Source organism: Acinetobacter sp. GW821-FHT01C12 (genome assembly GCF_059422625.1).
This window is the reverse complement of record NZ_JBWKXD010000003.1, coordinates 27,972-48,910: the sequence shown is the minus strand read 5'-3', so window position 1 is coordinate 48,910 and position 20,939 is coordinate 27,972. Positions and strand designations below refer to the sequence as shown.

14 protein-coding genes and 1 pseudogene are annotated in these 20,939 nt (G+C 38.2%); 8 read left to right on the top strand and 7 right to left on the bottom strand.

What is annotated here, in order from left to right:
- Positions 1–73: 73 nt before the first annotated feature.
- Positions 74–1,121 (bottom strand): annotated as a pseudogene (locus AC07WY_RS09480) (alpha/beta fold hydrolase); the annotation flags it as partial.
- 303 nt (positions 1,122–1,424) lie between these two features.
- Here AC07WY_RS09480 and AC07WY_RS09475 point away from each other — a divergent pair.
- The 3 genes from AC07WY_RS09475 to pta all read left to right on the top strand — a co-directional run bounded on the left by AC07WY_RS09475 (position 1,425) and on the right by pta (position 6,743).
- On the top strand, positions 1,425–2,690 hold the full coding sequence (locus AC07WY_RS09475) for a glutamate-5-semialdehyde dehydrogenase (RefSeq protein WP_262085001.1): 1,266 nt from the start codon (positions 1,425–1,427) through the stop codon (positions 2,688–2,690).
- Between the two features lie 417 nt (positions 2,691–3,107).
- Positions 3,108–4,325, top strand: a complete 1,218-nt coding sequence (locus tag AC07WY_RS09470) for an acetate/propionate family kinase (RefSeq protein WP_034610100.1) — start codon at positions 3,108–3,110, stop codon at positions 4,323–4,325.
- A 276-nt stretch (positions 4,326–4,601) separates the two neighbouring features.
- Complete coding sequence (gene pta, locus AC07WY_RS09465) at positions 4,602–6,743, top strand: phosphate acetyltransferase (RefSeq protein WP_262085000.1); 2,142 nt, start codon at positions 4,602–4,604, stop codon at positions 6,741–6,743.
- Between the two features lie 161 nt (positions 6,744–6,904).
- Here pta and AC07WY_RS09460 read toward each other — a convergent pair whose 3' ends face one another.
- Entirely contained in the window at positions 6,905–9,091 is a 2,187-nt protein-coding gene (locus AC07WY_RS09460) for a TonB-dependent receptor (RefSeq protein ID WP_494736256.1), read from the bottom strand.
- 280 nt (positions 9,092–9,371) lie between these two features.
- The gene (locus AC07WY_RS09455; protein ID WP_494736255.1) at positions 9,372–9,983 is read right to left on the bottom strand and encodes a class I SAM-dependent methyltransferase; all 612 of its coding nucleotides are present in this window, start codon (positions 9,981–9,983) and stop codon (positions 9,372–9,374) included.
- A 263-nt stretch (positions 9,984–10,246) separates the two neighbouring features.
- On the opposite strand from AC07WY_RS09455, the gene AC07WY_RS09450 reads away from it, so the two are divergent.
- From AC07WY_RS09450 to AC07WY_RS09435, 4 genes are all read left to right on the top strand, one after another.
- Entirely contained in the window at positions 10,247–11,773 is a 1,527-nt protein-coding gene (locus AC07WY_RS09450) for a fumarate hydratase (protein ID WP_244014929.1), read from the top strand.
- An 82-nt stretch (positions 11,774–11,855) separates the two neighbouring features.
- Positions 11,856–12,404, top strand: a complete 549-nt coding sequence (locus AC07WY_RS09445) for a hypothetical protein (RefSeq protein WP_494736254.1) — start codon at positions 11,856–11,858, stop codon at positions 12,402–12,404.
- Positions 12,405–12,414: 10 nt separating this feature from the next.
- Positions 12,415–12,948 carry a DUF2059 domain-containing protein gene (locus tag AC07WY_RS09440; RefSeq protein WP_004726539.1) on the top strand — a complete coding sequence of 178 codons (534 nt, stop codon included), beginning with the start codon at positions 12,415–12,417 and terminating at the stop codon, positions 12,946–12,948.
- Between the two features lie 57 nt (positions 12,949–13,005).
- Entirely contained in the window at positions 13,006–13,539 is a 534-nt protein-coding gene (locus AC07WY_RS09435) for a DUF2059 domain-containing protein (RefSeq protein WP_494736253.1), read from the top strand.
- Positions 13,540–13,599: 60 nt separating this feature from the next.
- Here AC07WY_RS09435 and AC07WY_RS09430 read toward each other — a convergent pair whose 3' ends face one another.
- From AC07WY_RS09430 to tig, 4 genes are all read right to left on the bottom strand, one after another.
- Positions 13,600–14,349 (bottom strand): DUF2846 domain-containing protein, encoded by a 750-nt coding sequence (locus AC07WY_RS09430; protein WP_004726536.1) that lies wholly within the window; start codon positions 14,347–14,349, stop codon positions 13,600–13,602.
- Between the two features lie 164 nt (positions 14,350–14,513).
- Positions 14,514–15,824, bottom strand: coding sequence for an ATP-dependent Clp protease ATP-binding subunit ClpX (gene clpX / locus AC07WY_RS09425; RefSeq protein WP_034609735.1), 1,311 nt, complete (start codon positions 15,822–15,824; stop codon positions 14,514–14,516).
- A 36-nt stretch (positions 15,825–15,860) separates the two neighbouring features.
- Entirely contained in the window at positions 15,861–16,472 is a 612-nt protein-coding gene (clpP, locus tag AC07WY_RS09420; protein ID WP_004726532.1) for an ATP-dependent Clp endopeptidase proteolytic subunit ClpP, read from the bottom strand.
- Between the two features lie 189 nt (positions 16,473–16,661).
- Entirely contained in the window at positions 16,662–17,993 is a 1,332-nt protein-coding gene (gene tig / locus AC07WY_RS09415; RefSeq protein ID WP_004726530.1) for a trigger factor, read from the bottom strand.
- A gap of 430 nt (positions 17,994–18,423) precedes the next feature.
- On the opposite strand from tig, the gene AC07WY_RS09410 reads away from it, so the two are divergent.
- Positions 18,424–20,649, top strand: a complete 2,226-nt coding sequence (locus AC07WY_RS09410; RefSeq protein WP_419335133.1) for a TonB-dependent receptor — start codon at positions 18,424–18,426, stop codon at positions 20,647–20,649.
- Positions 20,650–20,939 lie beyond the last annotated feature (290 nt).

The window sequence follows — 20,939 nt, the reverse complement described above, 5'->3', positions numbered from 1 at the left end:
TGTTGATGATCCAGACGCATCAATAAACCAAAGTAATTTAAATCAATCACATCAACCTGAATCACTTTATTTGAATGGCGATGTGTCAACTGACGATGTGGATCAAGTACTTGAATACGATTTTCACCACGACGCTCGATATGCTGCATTTGTTCTCGTGTGAAATTGACAATCCCATCCAGTCCTTGGATCGACCCACCTTTTAAGTAAGTGGTGAATAAAGTCATGGTTTCTTTACGGCGTTGTAATTGAGGAACATGATCGGCATTGGCAATCATTGCAAACTGCATATCTGGGCATTGCAAAGCAAAGTTTGCATTTTCATGCGGTAAGGTAAAACTGTCGTATTGACCACATGCCACCAGTGTATTCACTTGAGGAACCGGTACATGGCTTAACCGCAATAGACGATTACAATTGATTTCATAACGTTCTTGTTCAGTATTTGAAAACTCAGCCATTTGCTTAAAGAATAATCTTTTGGCTGTGGGCGACATACGCGTTTTATCGAGCTTGGCATGATTGACTAAATACAAAATCACGGCCTGACCAAACTCGCCCATACGTTGTTCTTTCATCAACATCAATGATTCTTCTAACAACATGCGCCAGCTTTTACGAGTTTCTTGCATCACCCCCATCAAGATCATTTTTTCGACCAGTTCAGGGCGTTGATCAACAAAAAATGAAGCGATCACAGAACCTAAAGAAATTCCCACCACAGCAACTTTTTCAATCGCGACAATATCAAGCCACTGTCCCAACATACGAGAAAGATCAGGTAATTCTAATGTCCCCGCAGATAAACCAGAGTCGATATTGGTGATTTGTTGATTGGCGCCCATAGAGGGCAAATCAATCAAAATGACTGGGCCACTTTCAAAGAACTGCTCAACACAATACTTATATGAGTTAAAGTTTTGGAACGCTCCGCCCACAATCACAATCGGGGTATTGTGAATTGTTCGTGGATCTGCGATCGCCATATACTCAATTTTCCAGCCATCAATCCAAGTTGTTCTTGGCTCCTGCTTAAAACTGTTTTTGTGGTATATGTCGAAAAAACCAAAGCTTGATAAAGATTGGTGTGATTCTGTGTCCATTTGGATAATGGAATTCATATCCTTCCTCCATCCTTGCTTTATTCTTTTAATATGCAAGATTTTGACCCGCATTATTCTTTCAAATTCGTGATACGTATGAATTCTGTATCACATCAATGTCCTTATTGTTTCATTCTTACAGATGTGTGATTTATACGCAATCGCTAAATTGACCGTTTATCCAGTTTAAATGGCAAAAGATTTTGCAAGATATTTAACGCTTCAACGCTGCAAAATAAGTTTATTTCAGTGAAATACTTCCTTGGCTTTACTTAGACTGCTACTATCAAAGGGAAATTTTTAATGATCAAATAAACTGCTATGCAAGACTCAATTGAACAGTATATGCAAACTGTAGGGAAGCAAGCACGCCAAGCCGCTAGTGTTTTGGCAGGCGCAACTACACTTGCAAAAAATAATGCCTTATCTGCGATTTATACTGCTTTGGAAAATAGTCAACCGCAAATCTTGGCCGCCAACCACATTGACATGAGCAAAGGTCGTGACAATCAATTGGATAGTGCTTTACTTGATCGTTTAGAACTCAACCCCACACGCTTTAAAGGGATGTTACAAGGCTTAAAAGATGTCATCAGCCTTGTCGATCCGATTGGTGAAATCACGGATCTTGCTTTCCGTCCAACAGGTATTCAGATTGGTAAAATGCGCGTGCCTTTAGGTGTGGTCGGTATGATTTATGAATCACGCCCAAACGTTACCCTTGAAGCGGCCTCACTTGCGTTAAAATCTGGCAATGCCATCATTTTACGTGGTGGCTCTGAAGCATTGAATTCAAATCAAGCAATTGCTGAAGCCATTCAACATGGTTTAAAAGCAGCGGGCTTACCTGAAACTTGTGTACAAGTGATTAACACCACTGACCGTGCTGCCGTGGGTCAATTGATTACCATGTCTGAGTATGTCGATGTCATCGTACCTCGTGGCGGTAAAGGCTTGATTGAACGCATTACCAATGAAGCAACCATTCCTGTGATTAAACATCTTGATGGAAACTGCCATGTTTTTGTTGAGGCTCAGGCGGATCTACATAAAGCACTTCCTATTGCATTAAACTCAAAAACACATCGTTATGGTGTGTGTAATGCAATGGAAACACTCTTGGTTGATGAAAAAATTGCGGAAGAGTTTTTACCCCGTATCGCAGAGCTGTATGCAGAAAAAAACGTTGAATTGCGTGGCTGTATCAATGTTCAAAAAATCTTAGGCAATGCTGTAAAACCAGCTAGTGAAGAAGATTGGTATGAAGAATATTTAGGTCCAATCTTGGCAGTGAAAATTGTGACTGGGATTGAAGAAGCCATTCAACATATTAACAAATATGGCTCACATCATACCGATGCAATCATCACTGAAAACTTTAGCTTAGCGCGTCAATTCTTGACCCGCGTAGATTCAAGTTCAGTCATGGTCAATGCTTCGACGCGTTTTGCTGATGGTTTCGAATACGGTTTAGGTGCTGAAATTGGTATTTCTACCGATAAAATCCATGCCCGTGGCCCAGTCGGTCTTGAAGGTTTAACCTCGCAAAAATGGATTGTTTTAGGCGATGGTCAAATTCGTCATTGATTCCAAGCTTGAATAACTCGACTCAGCATTTATCTCAAACATAAGTGCTGAGTTTTTTATTTTTAATACACCGTAATAAACATCAATCAATTTAAAATTTTGATAAAAAATATGTATTTGTCTTTTAGAAAGACGCAAAGATTGCCTTTGGATAGGACAAGATTATTTACAAGAAACTATATAATGCAGATAGATTAAAACAACAATGAGTGATAATTTTTAACAATCAATTGATAAATATTAATTATTAATCAATATCAGGTCGATAGTCCAAAAGTCTAATCACCTAAAGTCTATCTAGGACAAAAAAACTACACATGGTACAACATGACTGCTGATCTAATTTGCCCTTTATAAACAAGCATAATCAGATCAATCAGGATGACTTTTTTAAATTATAATTTCGGGTATTCAAACGTGTCTACATCAGTATTAGTAATTAACTGCGGATCTTCATCAATCAAATATGCGCTTGTTTCTGAACGTCGTGAAGATCGAATCTTTGGTTTAGCAGAAAACCTAGGCTCTGCTGATGCACGTATTAAAGGAATCACGGCGGGCAATCAACCGCTTGAGCTTTCAATTCCCTATGCAGACCATGAAAAAGCTTTAGAAACCATCTTAGGTCGTTTATCACAGTATAAACCTCAAGCCATTGGACACCGTGTTGTTCATGGCGGTACCTTAACCAAAGCTGAGTTATTGACGCCTGAAATTGTAGAAAAAATTCGTGAAGCAACACCACTTGCACCGCTGCATAACCCAGCTCATTTAGTCGGTATCGATGCGACAATGCGCCTATTCCCTGAATTACCGCAAGTTGCAGTATTTGATACAGCATTCCATCAAACCATGCCTGCACATGCATATCGTTATGCTTTACCAAAGTTCCTGTATACACAACACAACGTTCGTCGTTATGGTTTCCATGGTACCAGTCATGCCTATGTTTCTGAACGTGGTTCTGAACTCGCGGGTAGCTACAAACATGGCGGTTGGTTAACAGCACACTTAGGCAATGGTAGCTCAACTTGCGCCATTTGGAATGGTCAAAGTGTCGATACCTCCATGGGACTGACTCCGCTTGAAGGTGTGGTGATGGGTACTCGTAGTGGTGATGTTGATCCAAGTATTCATAGCTTCCTTGCTTCAAATCTAGGCTGGGACATCTATAAAATTGATAAAATGCTGAATAGTGAATCAGGCTTACTGGGCTTATCAGATCTTTCAAATGATATGCGTACCTTGATTGAAGCTTCAGAACAAGGCAATGAAGATGCGACTTTGGCGATTGAAGTATTCTGTTATCGTTTAGCCAAATCACTTGCGGCATTAAGCTGCGGTTTACCACGTATCGATGGTTTATTCTTTACTGGCGGTATTGGTGAAAACTCTGCCTATATTCGTGAAAAAACCATTGCTTACTTACCACACTTCGGTTTCAACCTCAGCAAAGAACAGAATGATGGTTTAAAACGTGGTACAGAAGGTCGAATTGATGCTGGAACAGGTCCTCAAATTTGGGTCATACCAACCGATGAAGAAGGTCGTATTGCCAAAGAAACCGTTCATGTTGTAGAACACGAGGTACAACAGGCCGCAAAAAAGCCTGAATCTGATATTGCGACAGCTTAAGCTGTCGTAAGTCTTGTACGAGCTTTGAGTATACCTATTGAAATAGCAGCATACTCAAGCTCGTTATTAAAAATGATCTTGAGCAGATTTTTGATATAAAGCTGTTTTGTAATCGTTTAAGCTGGCATAAATATATAAACCAGTCTTGTAGATGAATATCGTTTTGCGATCACTGTATACACCACTAAAAAGATGTTGAGTGAAACAGATGATTGGAGATATTCATCTTCAATTTACCCATAAATTCACATATTTTTACTGATTAAAGAATCGTCTATGAAAACAATTTTATTGGTTCCAACTGGGGAAGGCGTAGGCTTAACGTCTGCGTGTTTAGGCTTAGTCTATGCATTGGAATGCCAAGGCGTTAAAGCAGGCTTTGTAAAACCATTTTCACAAGAATTAATCGCTGAACCAGACCGCACCACTGCGCTTTACCGTCATATCTCAAAATTAGATACGGTTGAACCGATAGCTTATACAAAAATCACGCAACAGCTCAATGATGGTGAAACTGATGAGCTCCTTGAAGAAGCAGTCAGCTTACAACGCCAAATTGCAAAGTCCCATGACATTGTGATTGTAGAAGGCTTAGTCCCTACTGCACGTGATGCTTTTGCCAGTGATTTAAATGCCTCTTTGGCGCAAGCTTTAGATGCTAAAGTTATCTTTGTCAGCAATGCCAATATCGAAAAACCAGAACAAACTGCTGAAAAAGTTGAAGCACAAGTACGTAATTTTGGTGGTGCATCATCATCGCGTAATGCAGGCGTATTGTTTATGCGTACCCGTGGTCTACCTGCTGAATCTGCACAAATTCCAGTGACCATTGATCCAAGCTTACGTTTAGTTGCAGATACTGAAAAATTTAAAACTGAAATTCAAAAAACTCATGCACACATCGGCTCAGCAACATTTCCAATTATTGGCTTAGTTCCATTCAGTGACACCTTGAGTGTGCCTCGCATCTCAGACTTAGCAAAACAAATTCAAGCCACGTGGATTAATCAGGGCAAAGCCAACACACGCCGTGTATTGCACAGCAGCTTAATTGCTTCAAATATTGAACATGAGCTACAAAAATTCGTTGCAGGCGAACTGATTATCAGTGCTTCCGATCGTATTGATGTGTTATTGGCCAGTAGTTTAGCCACCAGCAATGGCATTCCACTCGCAGGTTTAGTTTTAACTGAACACCATGAGCCAAATCCATTGGTTTTAGAGTTCTGCCAGTCTGCAATTAAAAATGGTCTACCGATTTTACATACACCACTCAGTACCTTTGAAACAGCACAGCAACTTGCCAATTTAAGCAATGAAATTCCTGTGGATGATACTGAACGTGCCGATCAAGTGACCCGCTTCGTTTCAAGCCATATTGATCCAGAATGGTTGACCCAAATGTTGAATGGTGACTATAAACCCCGTTTATCTCCTTCTGCATTCCGTCATGAATTGGTACAAAAATCTATTGCTGCAAAAAAACGTATTGTACTGCCTGAAGGCGATGAGCCGCGTACCATTCAAGCTGCAGCGATCTGTCAATCTCGTGGTATTGCGCAATGTGTATTGTTAGCAAAACCTGAAGCGGTACTTGAAGTCGCCAAAGCACGTAATATTGAACTCCCTGTGGATTTAGAAATTATAGATCCAGATCTGATCCGTGAAAACTACGTGACCCAAATGGTTGAATTACGCAAAGGTAAACTCAACGAATTACAAGCACGTGAGCAACTGCAAGATACTGTAGTACTCGGTACAATGATGCTGGCACTTGATCAAGTCGATGGACTGGTTTCTGGTGCTGTGCACACCACCGCCAATACAGTGCGCCCTGCATTCCAGCTGATCAAAACTGCACCAGAATACTCCTTGGTCTCTTCAATCTTCTTTATGCTGTTACCAGACGAAGTTTATGTATATGGTGATTGCGCGATCAACCCTGATCCAGATGCTGAGCAATTGGCAGAGATTGCAATTCAATCTGCAGATTCGGCAAAAGCATTTGGTATTGATCCACGTATTGCCATGATTTCTTATTCAACCGGTACTTCAGGCGCAGGTGCAGAAGTTGAAAAAGTTGCAAAAGCCACGGAAATTGCCAAACAACGTCGTCCAGATTTACTGATTGATGGTCCTTTACAATATGATGCTGCATCTGTTGAAAGCGTTGGCCGCTCTAAAGCACCAGACTCTCAAGTTGCTGGGCGTGCCAATGTATTTATCTTCCCAGATCTCAATACAGGCAATACCACCTATAAAGCAGTTCAACGCTCGGCTAATGTGGTCAGTGTTGGTCCAATGCTGCAAGGTTTAAATAAACCTGTAAATGACTTGTCGCGTGGTGCATTGGTAGATGATATTGTCTTTACCATTGCATTGACCGCGATTCAGTCAGAACAACAAGCCGCACATTAATGCTGATCTGCTAGACATAAAAAACCACCCAAATCAATTGGGTGGTTTTTTATAATATATTGACTAAAAACTCATAAATCAGTCTTTATGATACTGATATCCCCATCGAATCAATTGCTATCATGGCAATTAGACAGCTTTATTTTCAATCAGATTAAAACTTAGAAGAAATAGTTCACGCGGAATAAATAATTTCGAGGAGTACCCGGCATAGCGTTTGAACGCCAATATTCTTTATCTGTTAAATTATTCACAGCAATCGTCGCGCCCCATTTATCATCTTTATAACCAATTGCAGCATCGATACGAGTCCAGTCTGGCATTTTGGTGGTATTTTCATCAGAAGTATAATAATCCCCCATATAGGTTGCACCAACCTCACCATAAATTTTTTCGGTAGGAAGATAACGTACAAATAAATTGCCTGTATGCTTGGAAACATTGCGTAAATTATTATCAACCAATTCAGGTCTTAAATCATGTTTAGTAATTTTGGCATCTGTATAACCATAGCCACCTCGAACATAAATATTATTCAGTGCCTGACCAATAAAACTAAACTCTAATCCTTTAGATTCATTTTCCCCAACAACAACATAAGGCGAGTTATTATCATCTGGATCTTTACGCGCGCGGATATTATGTTTTTTAATATTGAATACAGATAATTGTGTATTTAGCTTAGAATCCAGCCAATCACTTTTTATACCCACTTCATATTGATCAAGATATTGCGGCTCATAATTAAATGCACTTAGATCATCGGTTGCATTTATAACATTGACGCCCATATTGCCGCCAAAAGGTGAAAAACTTCGACTATAAGATGCATATAGACTTTGTTCAGGGACGGGTTGCCATACAAAACCTACATTTGGGCTAAATGTCTCATCTTTAACTGCACGTGATTGTCGATATGATGTTGAACTCTCTAATTTATTTGTGGTTTTTGACTCATAGTAATCATAACGCCCACCTAACATCATTTTAAACTGATCATTAAAGCTAATGAGATCCTGAAGGAAAAGCGCATAATTTGTTCCTTCATTATAATTGTGAGAGGTCGTAATATGCCCTGTGCCACGGTTACTAAAACGATCACCTGTTAGTGGGTTCACAAATCCATAAATCAATGATCCATCCTTGTTTTTATTTGATAGTAAAGGTTCTCGCTGTTCATAAGACCAGTCTGTACCGACTAGAACATTATGTTTAATCGCACCAGTATTAAACTCACCAGTTATATCCCAAGTATTAGTTGTAGTTTTATTGGTTGTTTGCTGCCAATAATAAATTTGATTGACATAACCTTTATAACATCCTTTATTTGTATTCGTTGGCTTCACGTCAGCAGTACACATCGAGCCTAAATAAAAATGATCAAAATTTTGTTCCGACTCACGATGACTTAAGCCCCAATGAAATTTCCAATTTGGCGCAAATTCATATTTAACATCTGTACGCATTGTTTGAAGAATATCTTCTACATAATCCCCAGATTGAGCAAACCCCATCTTAATTGAAGTCCCAGCAGGCAAGTTCTCATAGGAAGGACCACGATCAGGAACTCGATGTATATTGTCGTAAGTAAATTCGGTCGTCCAAAGTAGTTTTTCATCATCACTACGATAAGTCACACTTGGAGAAATCATTTCCTCATTGGCACCGATATCAGAACGGAAACTATTGGTATCGGACTTTTCACCAACCAAACGTACAGCCCAGTTATCATTAAGCACTTTATTAATATCAAGCGTTCCGCCAACATTATCATAAGAACCCACGTATGCCCCAACTGAGCTTCCCGAATCAAAATTTGCATATTTGGTGACCATATTGATCACACCACCACCGCCACTACGGCCATATAATACAGATGCAGGACCTTTTAAAATTTCAATTCGTTCAACATTGGCGGTACTGCGACGTATCTGTCCACTTTCACGCACGCCATCACGATAGATATCTCCAGAATCCGCACTAAACCCTCGCAGCATAATACCATCACCACGCATATCATAACTGGTTGAAACGCCCGGCGTGCCTTGTAACATAACACTCAGATCATTTGCGCCATACAGCTTATATTTAGAAACATCAATTGTATCAATCGTTTGTGGTATATCTTTTTTATCTAAACCATTTCTCGTAACATTGGCTTGTTTATAGTCCACATATGTTTTTATTGGGTCACCATCATTCATTGCTTCAATGACAATGGTGGGAAGCGTTGCTGTGCTTTTTTTCTGTTCTTCACTGCTACCTGTATTTGCAAATGTTAAAGAGGAAACGAAAAGTCCTCCCGTCGACAGCATCATTAAAGTTAAGCTTTTTTTAACAAAAGGCATTATTGCACCAAGAAAAACAATGAGAATTATTATCATTATAATATGATTTTTCACTAAAATTTACAATAACACGCTAATTTAACTACAAAATAATGATAGGTAAAAAAATAAACGTGAAAAGTATATTAAATTAGCTAAGATTATTTTTACTTATTTAGAAATTAAACTAAAAAATAACTTCAATACCCACAATTAAAATATATTAATCTCTTAATTTGAGAATATTAAAATTTTTAGATATTTTTGTATTTATTGCTTAATTTATTTTCATCTAGGTATTTTATATTCTCTTGGCTAACCAAACAGTATGCCCAGTACAATCACGATCTTCAGCAATCATCTTTATCACTTCAAAATTATATTTTTTAAATAGTTCATGATACTCAGCGGATGATAAGCTCGCATGATACAGCGCATCACCAAACATCTCTCCAACCGCTTCACCCTGTGATGGTCCACTGGTAAACATTAAAGCAGCGCCAGCTTTTGTATATTGATTAAAAATCTCAAACATATCTCGCTGATCTTGTGGTGTAAGATGAAAAAAGCTATCCCAAGCGAGTATTGCATCAAACTTGTGATTTAAATTTACAGTTCGCATATCAGCTAAAATCCAAGTGTGCTCAGGAAAATTCTGTTTTGCCATTTCAATCATCACATCAGAACTATCAACACCTGTCACAGTATTTGCTTGCTCAATCAAATAAGCTGCAATTGGCTTTGCTGAACCACAACCCAAGTCAAGAATATGGGAGTGAGCGGGAATTAAAGCTAAAAAGCGATCCAACCACGCTTTTTCATAAAGAAATTCCCCGCGTAATTCAGTCCATGCACGAGCATGCTTTGTATAAATTTCAATAATATTTTCCGCAAGATGCGTATAGTTTTCCATGTTGTTGTTATTTAGCCCAAGCTTTTGACTCAATAGAGTATAGAGCTTTTCACCCTGTAAAATCTGAAATTTATTTCAATACGGCTTTATCATCATTTATATAAAAAGTAGAAAAGTTGACTTGATCAATCAAAATATAAGCTGAGTTTCTTAAATAAAATCATAAAACTTTAGGCTGAAATTAGATCTAAGCCACCACAAAACAAGCAATATCACGTATAATTTAGCCCGCTAGCTAACAGCCCGCTCAAGAGATTTTTGATATGACAACTATTATCAAACAAGATGACTTGATCACATCGGTCAAGGACGCGCTTCAGTTCATTTCGTACTATCATCCACAAGACTTTATCCAAGCGATGAGCCGTGCTTATGATCGTGAAGAGAACCAAGCTGCAAAGGATGCAATTGCACAAATCTTAATTAATTCACGTATGTGTGCAGAAGGTCATCGTCCAATCTGTCAAGATACTGGTATTGTTAACGTATTTGTTGACGTGGGCTTAGATGTTAAATTTGATTTAACCATGAGCTTAGATGATGCGATCAATGAAGGTGTACGCCAAGGTTATTTAGAAAATAGTAACGTACTCCGCGCTTCAGTTTTAGCAGATCCTGCTTTTGGTCGTAAAAATACCAAAGACAATACACCTGCTGTAATTCACTACAAACTCGTTCCAGGCAATAAAGTCGATATTACTGTTGCAGCGAAAGGTGGTGGTTCAGAGAATAAATCTAAACTGGCAATGCTTAACCCTTCTGACTCGATCGTAGATTGGGTACTTAAAACTGTACCAACGATGGGTGCGGGTTGGTGTCCTCCAGGAATGCTCGGTATTGGTATTGGTGGTACTGCTGAAAAAGCCATGATGCTTGCAAAAGAATCGCTCATGGAAGAAATCAATATGGACGAGTTACTTCGCCGTGGTCCACAGAACCAAATCGAAGAACTGCGTATTGAAATCTTTGAAAAAGTAAATGCATTGGGTATCGGTGCACAAGGCCTTGGTGGTTTAACCACAGTGCTTGATATCAAGATCAAAGACTACCCTTGCCATGCTGCTGGTAAACCAGTTGGTATGATTCCAAACTGTGCTGCAACTCGTCACGCTCATTTCCAGTTAGACGGTTCAGGTATCGCACATATTCAAGCGCCTTTACTTTCAGATTACCCTGAAGTGACTTGGGATACGTCAACGTCTAAACGTGTAGACTTAGACAATATCACACAGGAAGAAATGAACTCATGGCAACCGGGCGATACATTATTATTGAACGGTACCATCTATACAGGTCGTGATGCTGCGCATAAACGCATGGTTGACATGTTGAATAAAGGCGAACAGTTACCTGTAGATCTCAAAGGTAAATTCATTTACTACGTGGGGCCTGTAGATCCTGTAGGCGATGAAGTTGTAGGCCCTGCTGGCCCAACAACAGCAACACGTATGGACAAGTTCACACGTCAAGTCCTTGAAGCAACAGGCTTGTTCGGTATGATCGGTAAAGCGGATCGTGGCCCTGCTGCTGTTGAAGCGATCAAAGACAATCAAGCAACTTATTTGATGGCTGTTGGTGGTGCTGCTTATTTAGTATCTAAAGCCATCCGTGAAGCAGAAGTTGTTGCATTTGCTGACTTAGGTATGGAAGCTATTTACAAATTTAAAGTACAAGACATGCCTGTATCTGTTGCAGTTGATGTCAATGGTACTTCTATTCATGCGACTGCACCTAAAATCTGGCAAGCCAAAATTGGTAAAATCCCAGTGGTTGATGCTGTTGCACAATAATCTGATCTAAAGCTTAGATTAAGCTTGAGCATCACTTAAAAAGCACTCTATGATTAGAGTGCTTTTTATTTTGAGTCAGATCATGAACTTTATAAAATATATTATTTTTTCTGGGTTATTTGTATGCTTGATCTCTATTCAAAGTTTTGCCTCAAACACAGATAGTGATGCCATTGACCGATTAGCGCAAGGTATCATTACCAATCAAATATGGCGCCTACAATACAATGAAAGTGCAAAACGGATCTATCAAAATCAAGCAGAAAATCTAATCAAAAACGGATTAAGTACAATAGAACTCACTGATAAAGAAAAACAAATCATCCCTCAAATTGTAGAGATTTATCAGGCAATACCAGAAAATATTCTCCGAGATCCACAATTTATCGCCCAAACCAAACAAATTCTTTTAGAATCGTTAAGTTCTCAAGAAATTGATATGCTCTCTCAGCGTGATACAACATCAAGCCAAGAGCTATACACAAAACTTGCCAATATTGACACAGAAATATTCATAGAAAGCAATGCTGCTATTCATAAGGCAGTCAATGATCCTCAATTTATCCAACAATATCGCAATAAAATTGGAGAAATTATTCAGCAACTGCATCATTTAGATGAAAATAAATAAAGGAAAACCTATGAAAATTAAGCAGTTCGTTTTAACTTTAAGTTTATGCTGTATCACAGTGTCAAGTTTTGCATCTCCAGCAACAGATAAAAGTGTCGACAAATTGATGCAGCTCTCCAATATCTCAGAGATTTTCAAACAAAGTACTCGTGATATGCAACCCTACTTTGACGATCAAGCAGAAGCTCTTGTTCGCCAAGTGACGGGGGCTCAAACATTGAATATCGATCAACAAAATGCAGCACTACAAATTAGTGCGCTGTATAGTGATATTCAACAACAGCTGGTGACTGACCCAGAATATCTCAACATGTTTAAATCATTATTTAAAAAGACCTTTACTGAAGAAGAAGTTCAAGCCAATATCGCTTTTTTAAGTACACCGATTGGACAATCTATCAATCAAAAGATGAACACGCTTATGACAGAAGTCATGCAAGAAACCGCAAAGTTTTCTCAAGAAAAAATGCTAAAAGTAGAAAATCAAAAAGCCCTGAAAGAAAAAATGGAAACGATTTTAAAGCCAATTCTTCAAGTTGAATAAGCTTTTACTCAACCATTTTATGATGTGAATTACAACCAGAACTTATATAGGTATTTTATGAAATTACTCCGACACTTACTACTTGCAAGCGCATGTATCAGCACAAATTTTGCTTTTGCAGCGCCCGCTTCAGACCAACAAGTTCAACAATTATTAAAAGTCATGAATATTGATGAACTGCTACAAGAAACCATACAACAGATTCGCCCTCAGTTAGATCAACAAGCTTACCAAATCATTCAAATGACAGTAAAAAAAGATCAGCTCAATCCACAAGAACAAATTGTCGCCAATGAGCTTGCTGACAAAATGTATGAGCAAAGTAAAAAAACTGTTGCTTGGGATCAAATCAAACCTGTTTATCTTAAGATTTATAAAGACATATACAGTGCTGAAGAAGTTCAAGCTCAAATTGATTTTTATTCAAGTGCAATTGGACAGTCTATTTTGAAAAAAACACCTCAAGTTGCTCAAGAAACCATGAAAGTCATGAACAGCCAACTGATTAAAAGTGTACAAACCGCATCTGAAGACTTTAAAGAAGTGACTAAAAAGCTAGATGCTTTAAAAAAGGCCGCAAATACTCAATAAAACAAATAAGAAAAGAGAGCCACGCTCTCTTTTCTATATCAAGCATCCTCTAGCGATAGATCACCAAGTCATTGGGTTCCAAAGTTTAAACTGCTGCCCCAAATGCACATCATCACTCACTTTGTACGGTTCACCTTTGATTTTTTCTTTAGGTTTGATCACACGACCATCTGCAGTCACTTCAGCCACGAAATTAAGGCCTGGAGTTTTCAGTTGAGTCATTGCAATTTCTTTGAGCCCTTGTCGAGTAGGCATTTGCATTAAAGGCCCTACACGTAATAACCCTGCTTCACCATTGGGACCACCGCGAAATTTTTCTTCTTCATATTTGACAAAATATTGCCCGCCAGCTTCCACTGAGAAGTAAGCAACTTTGGGTTTCTGGAAATGAAAAACCGTTAATGGGCGACTGAGACTTAATTTATAGTCACCTTCAGCCAGTTCAATCCAGTAATAATGATTACTGATCAAGCTTGGAATTTTCTTACCATTCAGAAAAAAATTGTTTGGAATAATTTCTTGTCTATTCCAACGACTATCCGGTCGATAAAAATACACAATCGCAGCTTGAGGATTCTGAGGCTTAACCAGCTTAAAGTATTGCCCCGGCTTTTGATTGACCCAAGATCCGGTAGAGAATGATGCAACTTTATATTGTTCAAGCTTTTCATGAACCAACGAATCTTCTTTTTTGAAATCGATAGGATCTAAAGTTGAAACAACTTTTGCAGGTTGCTGTTCAACAGATTGATGACTTTGACAAGCTGCCAACCCACAACTGATCAAAACGACTAGACCGATGTAACGCATGATTTTCCCTCACCGCGTATTTTTTATTTTCGTTTTTAATAAACCCTATTGTCTACAGCCAGCTTAACATTTCAATGACCATTTAAAAATAAAAAACGTGCAAATAGTCAAGCTACTTGCACGTTTCAGATGAATTGCACTGAGGATGTATCAGAATCCAGCTTTTAAGCTGATTTTGTATCCAACACCTTCAAATCTACTTTTTCAACTTCAGTATTTTCATGCTTTGGTTGACGTTCAGATTTGAACTCTGGTGCAGCTTTATCGTTAATCACCGCTTCATTGATAATCACAGTACCAATGTCTGAACGACTTGGTAAGTCATACATAGTTTCAAGCAATACATTTTCTAAAATAGAACGCAGACCACGCGCACCTGTATTACGCTCTAACGCTTTTTTCGCGATCGCACGTAAAGCAGAGTCTTCAAAAAGAAGGTCTACATTTTCCATCTCAAAAAGATATTGATACTGACGCGTTAATGCATTTTTTGGTTCTGTTAAAATCTGCATCAAGGCTTCTTGATCAAGCTCTTCAAGTGTTGCAATCACAGGTAAACGACCAATGAATTCTGGAATTAAACCAAATTTCACCAAATCTGCGGCTTCAACTTGACGGAATAATTCAGATACTTTTTTACTATCGTCTTTATTCTTTACGTCTGCCGTGAAACCAATGCCACCTTTTTCTTGACGTTGTTGAACAACTTTTTCAAGACCAGAGAACGCACCACCACAGATAAACAAGATATTTGCAGTATCAACTTGAATAAACTCTTGTTGTGGATGTTTACGTCCACCTTGAGGCGGAATTGACGCAACCGTACCTTCAATCATTTTCAACAATGCTTGTTGCACACCCTCACCAGACACATCACGTGTAATTGAAGGATTTTCAGATTTACGGGTAATCTTGTCAATTTCATCAATGTAGATAATGCCCTTTTGTGCTTTTTCTACATCGTAATCCGCTTTTTGCAAAAGTTTCTGAATAATGTTTTCAACATCTTCACCAACATAACCAGCTTCGGTCAAAGTTGTTGCATCAGCCATTGCAAAAGGTACATCAAGCAAACGTGCAAGTGTTTGTGCTAGTAATGTTTTACCTGAACCTGTCGGTCCAATCAGCAAAATATTACTTTTAGCAATTTCAACGGCATCTTTAGGCTTATGCCCTGTTTGAGATACTTTTAAACGTTTGTAATGGTTATACACTGCAACTGAAAGTGTTTTCTTTGCTGTGTCTTGACCAATTACATACTGGTCCAAAGCCGCACGAATTTCATGTGGTTTTGGCAATGGACGTGTTGCCCAATCACCTGTTTCCACCTGTTGACTCGTTTGCACTAAGTCTAAGCACACATCCACGCATTCATTACAAATATATGCGTCCTCGCCTGCAATCAGCTTACCGACTTCAGACTGCGTTTTACCGCAAAATGAACAATGCTTTTGTCCTTGAGGAAGATCGGACATTTTCACTCCAAATTCTTAAATCTTATCTATAAATGTTTAGTCTTGAGGTCGTTTACTTAATACCTGATCCACTAAACCATATTCTTTTGCTTGCTGTGCAGTCATAAAATTATCACGATCTGTATCTTTAGCGACAGTTTCGTAATCTTGACCACTATGTTCAGCCATTAAACGATTTAAACGTTCTTTGATGAATAAAATTTCACGTGCATGAATTTCAATATCCGATGCTTGACCACGGAAACCACCTAATGGTTGGTGAATCATCACGCGCGCATTTTCCAAGCAATAACGCTTACCTTTTGCACCAGCATTTAATAAGAAAGCCCCCATAGATGCAGCTTGGCCCATACAATAGGTCACTACATCAGGCTTAATAAATTGCATCGTATCGTAAATTGCCATACCCGCAGTCACTGAACCACCAGGTGAATTGATATATAAATGGATATCTTTATCTGGATTTTCAGCTTCTAAAAACAACATTTGCGCGACAATAAGATTCGCCATGTTGTCTTCAACTTCACCAGTTAAAAAAATCACACGTTCACGTAAAAGACGTGAAAAAATATCGAAAGAACGCTCACCACGTGAAGATTGTTCTACGACTACTGGCACCAAAGCGCTTTCAATTGATGGAACATACATACGTTATTTATTCCTGAATTCTTGTTACTTCACTCATGTTCACAATATGAGGGATAATTGCTGAAAATGCAAAATATTCCCAACTTAATATCAGATATTTTTTGCATAAGTATTGTGAATGGAATGATTAAATCCATGTTTAATCTCATAAAAAAAGGCGCCAAAGCGCCTTTTTTTAGATCAAACAACTTAGCCTTGTTGGCGCGCTTGTTGCTCTTTTAACAAATCTTGATAGCTAACAACTTCATCAGTTACTTTAGCAGCAGCTAAGATATGATCAACAACTTGATCTTCTAACACTACGCCTTCGATTTGAGCACGTTGTTGCTTATCAGTTTTGAAATATTCAATCACTTCAGTTGGATCTTCATAAGAAGAAGCCATATCTTCGATATAAGCATCAACACGTGATTGGTCTACTTCAAGTTTAGCATCAGCCAATACTTTGCTTACCAATACACCAAGTTTAACTGCTTTTTCAGCTTGTTCTTTGAACAATTCATCTGGAAGCATGCTGCTGTCAAATGCTTTAGCACCTTGAGCACCAAACTGTTGAGTAAATTGTTGAATCATTTGTTGACGTTGACGGTCAATTTCTTGAGCCAACATAGATTCAGGAACTTCTACGTCATTTGCAGCAACAAGTGCATCAAAAGTTGCACCTTTTACTTGGTTACGTAGGCCATTTTTTACTTCACGTTCCATGTTTTTGCGAACGTCAGCTTTTAATTTCTCTACGCCTTCTTCTTCAGTTAAACCGAAGATTTTAAGGAATTCAGCATCAATTTCAGGAAGTTTTTGTTTTTCAACAAGCTTAACTGTGATTTTGAATTGAGCCGCTTTACCTGCTAAGTTTTCAGCTTGATAGTCTTCAGGGAAAGTTACATCAATCACTTTCTCTTCGCCTTTCTTCATACCAACGATACCGTCTTCGAAGCCAGGGATCATACGACCAGAACCTAAAACAAGTTTAAAGTCTTCAGCAGCACCGCCTTCAAACTTCTCACCATCAACAGTACCTTCAAAATCGAAAGTTACTTGCATGTCTTTTTTAGCCATGCCTTTAGTTTCAGTCCATTCAGCACGTTGCTTTTGAAGGTTTTCAAGCATTGCATCAACGTCTTTATCTGTTACTTCAGATGATTTACGTGATACTTCAAGACCTTCAAATTTAGCTTCAACTTCAGGATAAACTTCAACTGTAGCTTGATAAACTAAAGCATCATCTTTGTTTTCAACTTTGTCGATATTTGGCATACCAACAGCGTTGATTTTTTCTTGTTGAATTGCTTCAAATACTGTGTCACGAATGATGTCGTTTACAACTTCTTGGTAAATACCAGCGCCGTATTCACGACGTACAACGTTTACTGGCACTTTACCTTGACGGAAGCCGTTGATCTTCACAGTTTTGGCAGTGCGTTTCAAGCGAGCTTCAAACTGCTCGTTAATACGGCTCGTCGGTACAGATACATTTAAACGACGGGCAACGCCCGAAACCGCTTCAGAAGTTACTTGCATGGCTTCCTCGATAGAATTTAATAATTACAGTTTTTCAAAAAGTGCCACATTATATGACAACATTTGAATATATACAAAACACCTGTGTAAATCATTTTATTTCGGTCACAGATTTCCCCATTATGTTGCTTTTTTAAACCAACCCCCTTCTTTGCAGCCAAACCAAGAAATCCGCATATTTTGAGAAATTTACCAAATTCAAATACTTTAATGACATTAGAATAAATTTATTTACATTTTGAAATATCTAGAAATAAAATTAAATAAATAAAATTCAAAAAGTTAAGTGAAATTTCAATGCATTTTTAATTCATTTTCTCATCATAAACATTTAAAACCATCGACAAATTCAATTTCAAACAGATGAAATAAACAATAAGAATCATTATTATTCGCATACAAATTTGCACTACTCTTAGTGAGTTTAAGTATGTCTTTTATCAAATCACGCAAAAAGATTGTTACTACAGCAATCGCTTCATCTCTTTCAGTTATTGCAACGTCAGCCATCGCTCAAGACGAAATCGCAAAACTACCAACAATTAAAGCACAAGCAACGACTGAACAAGGTTTAAAAGTAGATCAGTCTGCCAATACAAAATTTGTTGCGCCACTTTTGGATACACCTAAATCTGTATCTGTTATTTCAAAACAACTGATTCAAGATACTCAAGTAACAACACTTGCAGATGCACTTCGTACAGTTCCAGGAATTACCCTTGGCGCTGGTGAAGGTGGTAACCCAAATGGTGATCGTCCATTTATTCGTGGTTATAACTCTGAAAGTTCTATGTTTGTGGATGGTGTGCGTAATTCCACTTCACAAAACCGTGAAATGTTTGCAGTAGAACAAGTAGAAGTTATTAAAGGGTCAGCATCTTCACTTGGTGGTGCTGGATCAGTTGGTGGTAGTGTAAACATGATTTCTAAAGTCGCTAAAAAAGGCGATGCTTTAGAGGGTTCTGTTGCGGGTGGTACAGATAACTACCAACGTATTACCCTAGATGGTAATAAAGACTTTGGCAATGGGATTGCTGCTCGTATTGCACTAATGGGACACCAAAATGAGAAAGCGGGCCAACATGACGGCGCAGAATATAAACGTGCTGGTATTGCACCAAGTATTACTTTTGGCTTAGACACTGCGACTCGTGCAACGTTAAGTTACTACTATTTAAAGTCAGACGATACACCTGATTCGGGTGTGCCATATAATTATGATGCTTCGAAAAAAGCAACTTTTGGTAAGCCTGTAGATGTTAAACAAGGCATTTACTATGGTTTACATGATCGTGATTTTCAAAAACAAGAAAACCAAATTGGTACAATTAAATTAGAACATGATTTAACTGACAATTTAACCATTACCAATACTGCAGTGTATAACAAGTCAACGAATGATTATCTTTGGACTCAACCAGATGACTCAAAAGGTAATGTCCTAAATGATAAAGTTTGGCGTCGTATTAACTCACGTATTACTGACACAGATATTTTCACAGATCAACTTGCATTGACTGGTAAATTTAACACTGGTGCAATTAAGCATAAGTTTAATGTTGGTGCAGAATATAGTGATCAAAAATCAGATAAAGGTAGCTATACAACTACTTATCCAGGTTATACAGGTACTACAACTGGTGGTTTCAACAGCGATTGTAAAATCAATGATGCATGGTGTACGTCTTTAACAAATCCAAATTCGAAAGAAGAATGGTTAGGTTCAGCAGTTGCCAATCGTAATACCACTACAACCACAACAAAAGTTACATCAGTTTATTTGCTTGACAATATTGAATTTAATCCACAATGGCTACTTGACCTAGGTGTTCGTTGGGACAAATTTGACACTGAACAAGTGACGAATGCAACAGGCGCTAAACTAGAAAATAATAAAGACTTTTTTACTTACCAAGCTGGTTTGACATATAAACCTATGAAAAATGGTTCGATCTATGCAAGCTATGCAACATCAGCTAACCCAGTGGGTGTTGATGGTGGTGATGGTTCGGAAGCGATCGGACAAGCTTATATGGACTTAAAGCCAGAAGAAGCACGTACCTATGAAGTTGGAACTAAATGGGACCTCTTCAATGATCGCTTAAACTTGACAGCTGCTGTATTCCGTACAGAAAAACAAAATACTCGTATCCAATTAGATGCTGGCACCTACACCAACGGTGGTGAAAGTAAAGTTGATGGTGTTGAACTTAGTGCTACAGGTAAAATTACAGACAAATGGGATATTACGGCTGGATACTCTTATCTAGACAGTGAAATGACCAATCCTGGCCCGTCATGTAATCGTGCTGGAACATGTACATACCCTAACCCAGCGAAAGGCAAACAACTTCCTAACGTACCTAAAAACTCTGCAACACTTTGGACAACGTATCAAGTTCTTCCACAGTTAACTGTTGGTGCTGGTGCATTAGGTATGGACAAAGTCTATGGTGATGCTGCGAATACTAAGTATGTATCTGGTTATGTCCGTTATGATGCAATGGCTCGTTACAATGTTAACAAAAATGTTGATTTACAGCTTAATGTAAACAACCTTTCAGACAAGCGTTATTTTACTAAAGCCTATGCATCTCACTATGCAACAGAAGCTGAAGGCCGTAATGCTGTCTTATCAATTAACTTTAAATATTAATAGTTAATACTTTAAAAATTAAAGTGAAATGGCTCCTGTTCATAGGGGCCATTTTTTACCTATAATTTAGCTTGTTGTGTCTTTTATTAAAGATAAATCTCATTGTTATTAACCCTTACTAAAAAATAATTCTATAATTTCCAATGGTTACTTTTTACCAATCATTAAAAATACTTTAGATTTCAGCAATATGATCAAACTCCATCAATCATATCTCCTATAGCTTTCTTTAATTATATTGAATGAATTAAACAGTTTTTCCGTATGAATAATCACTTACTATTTATTGT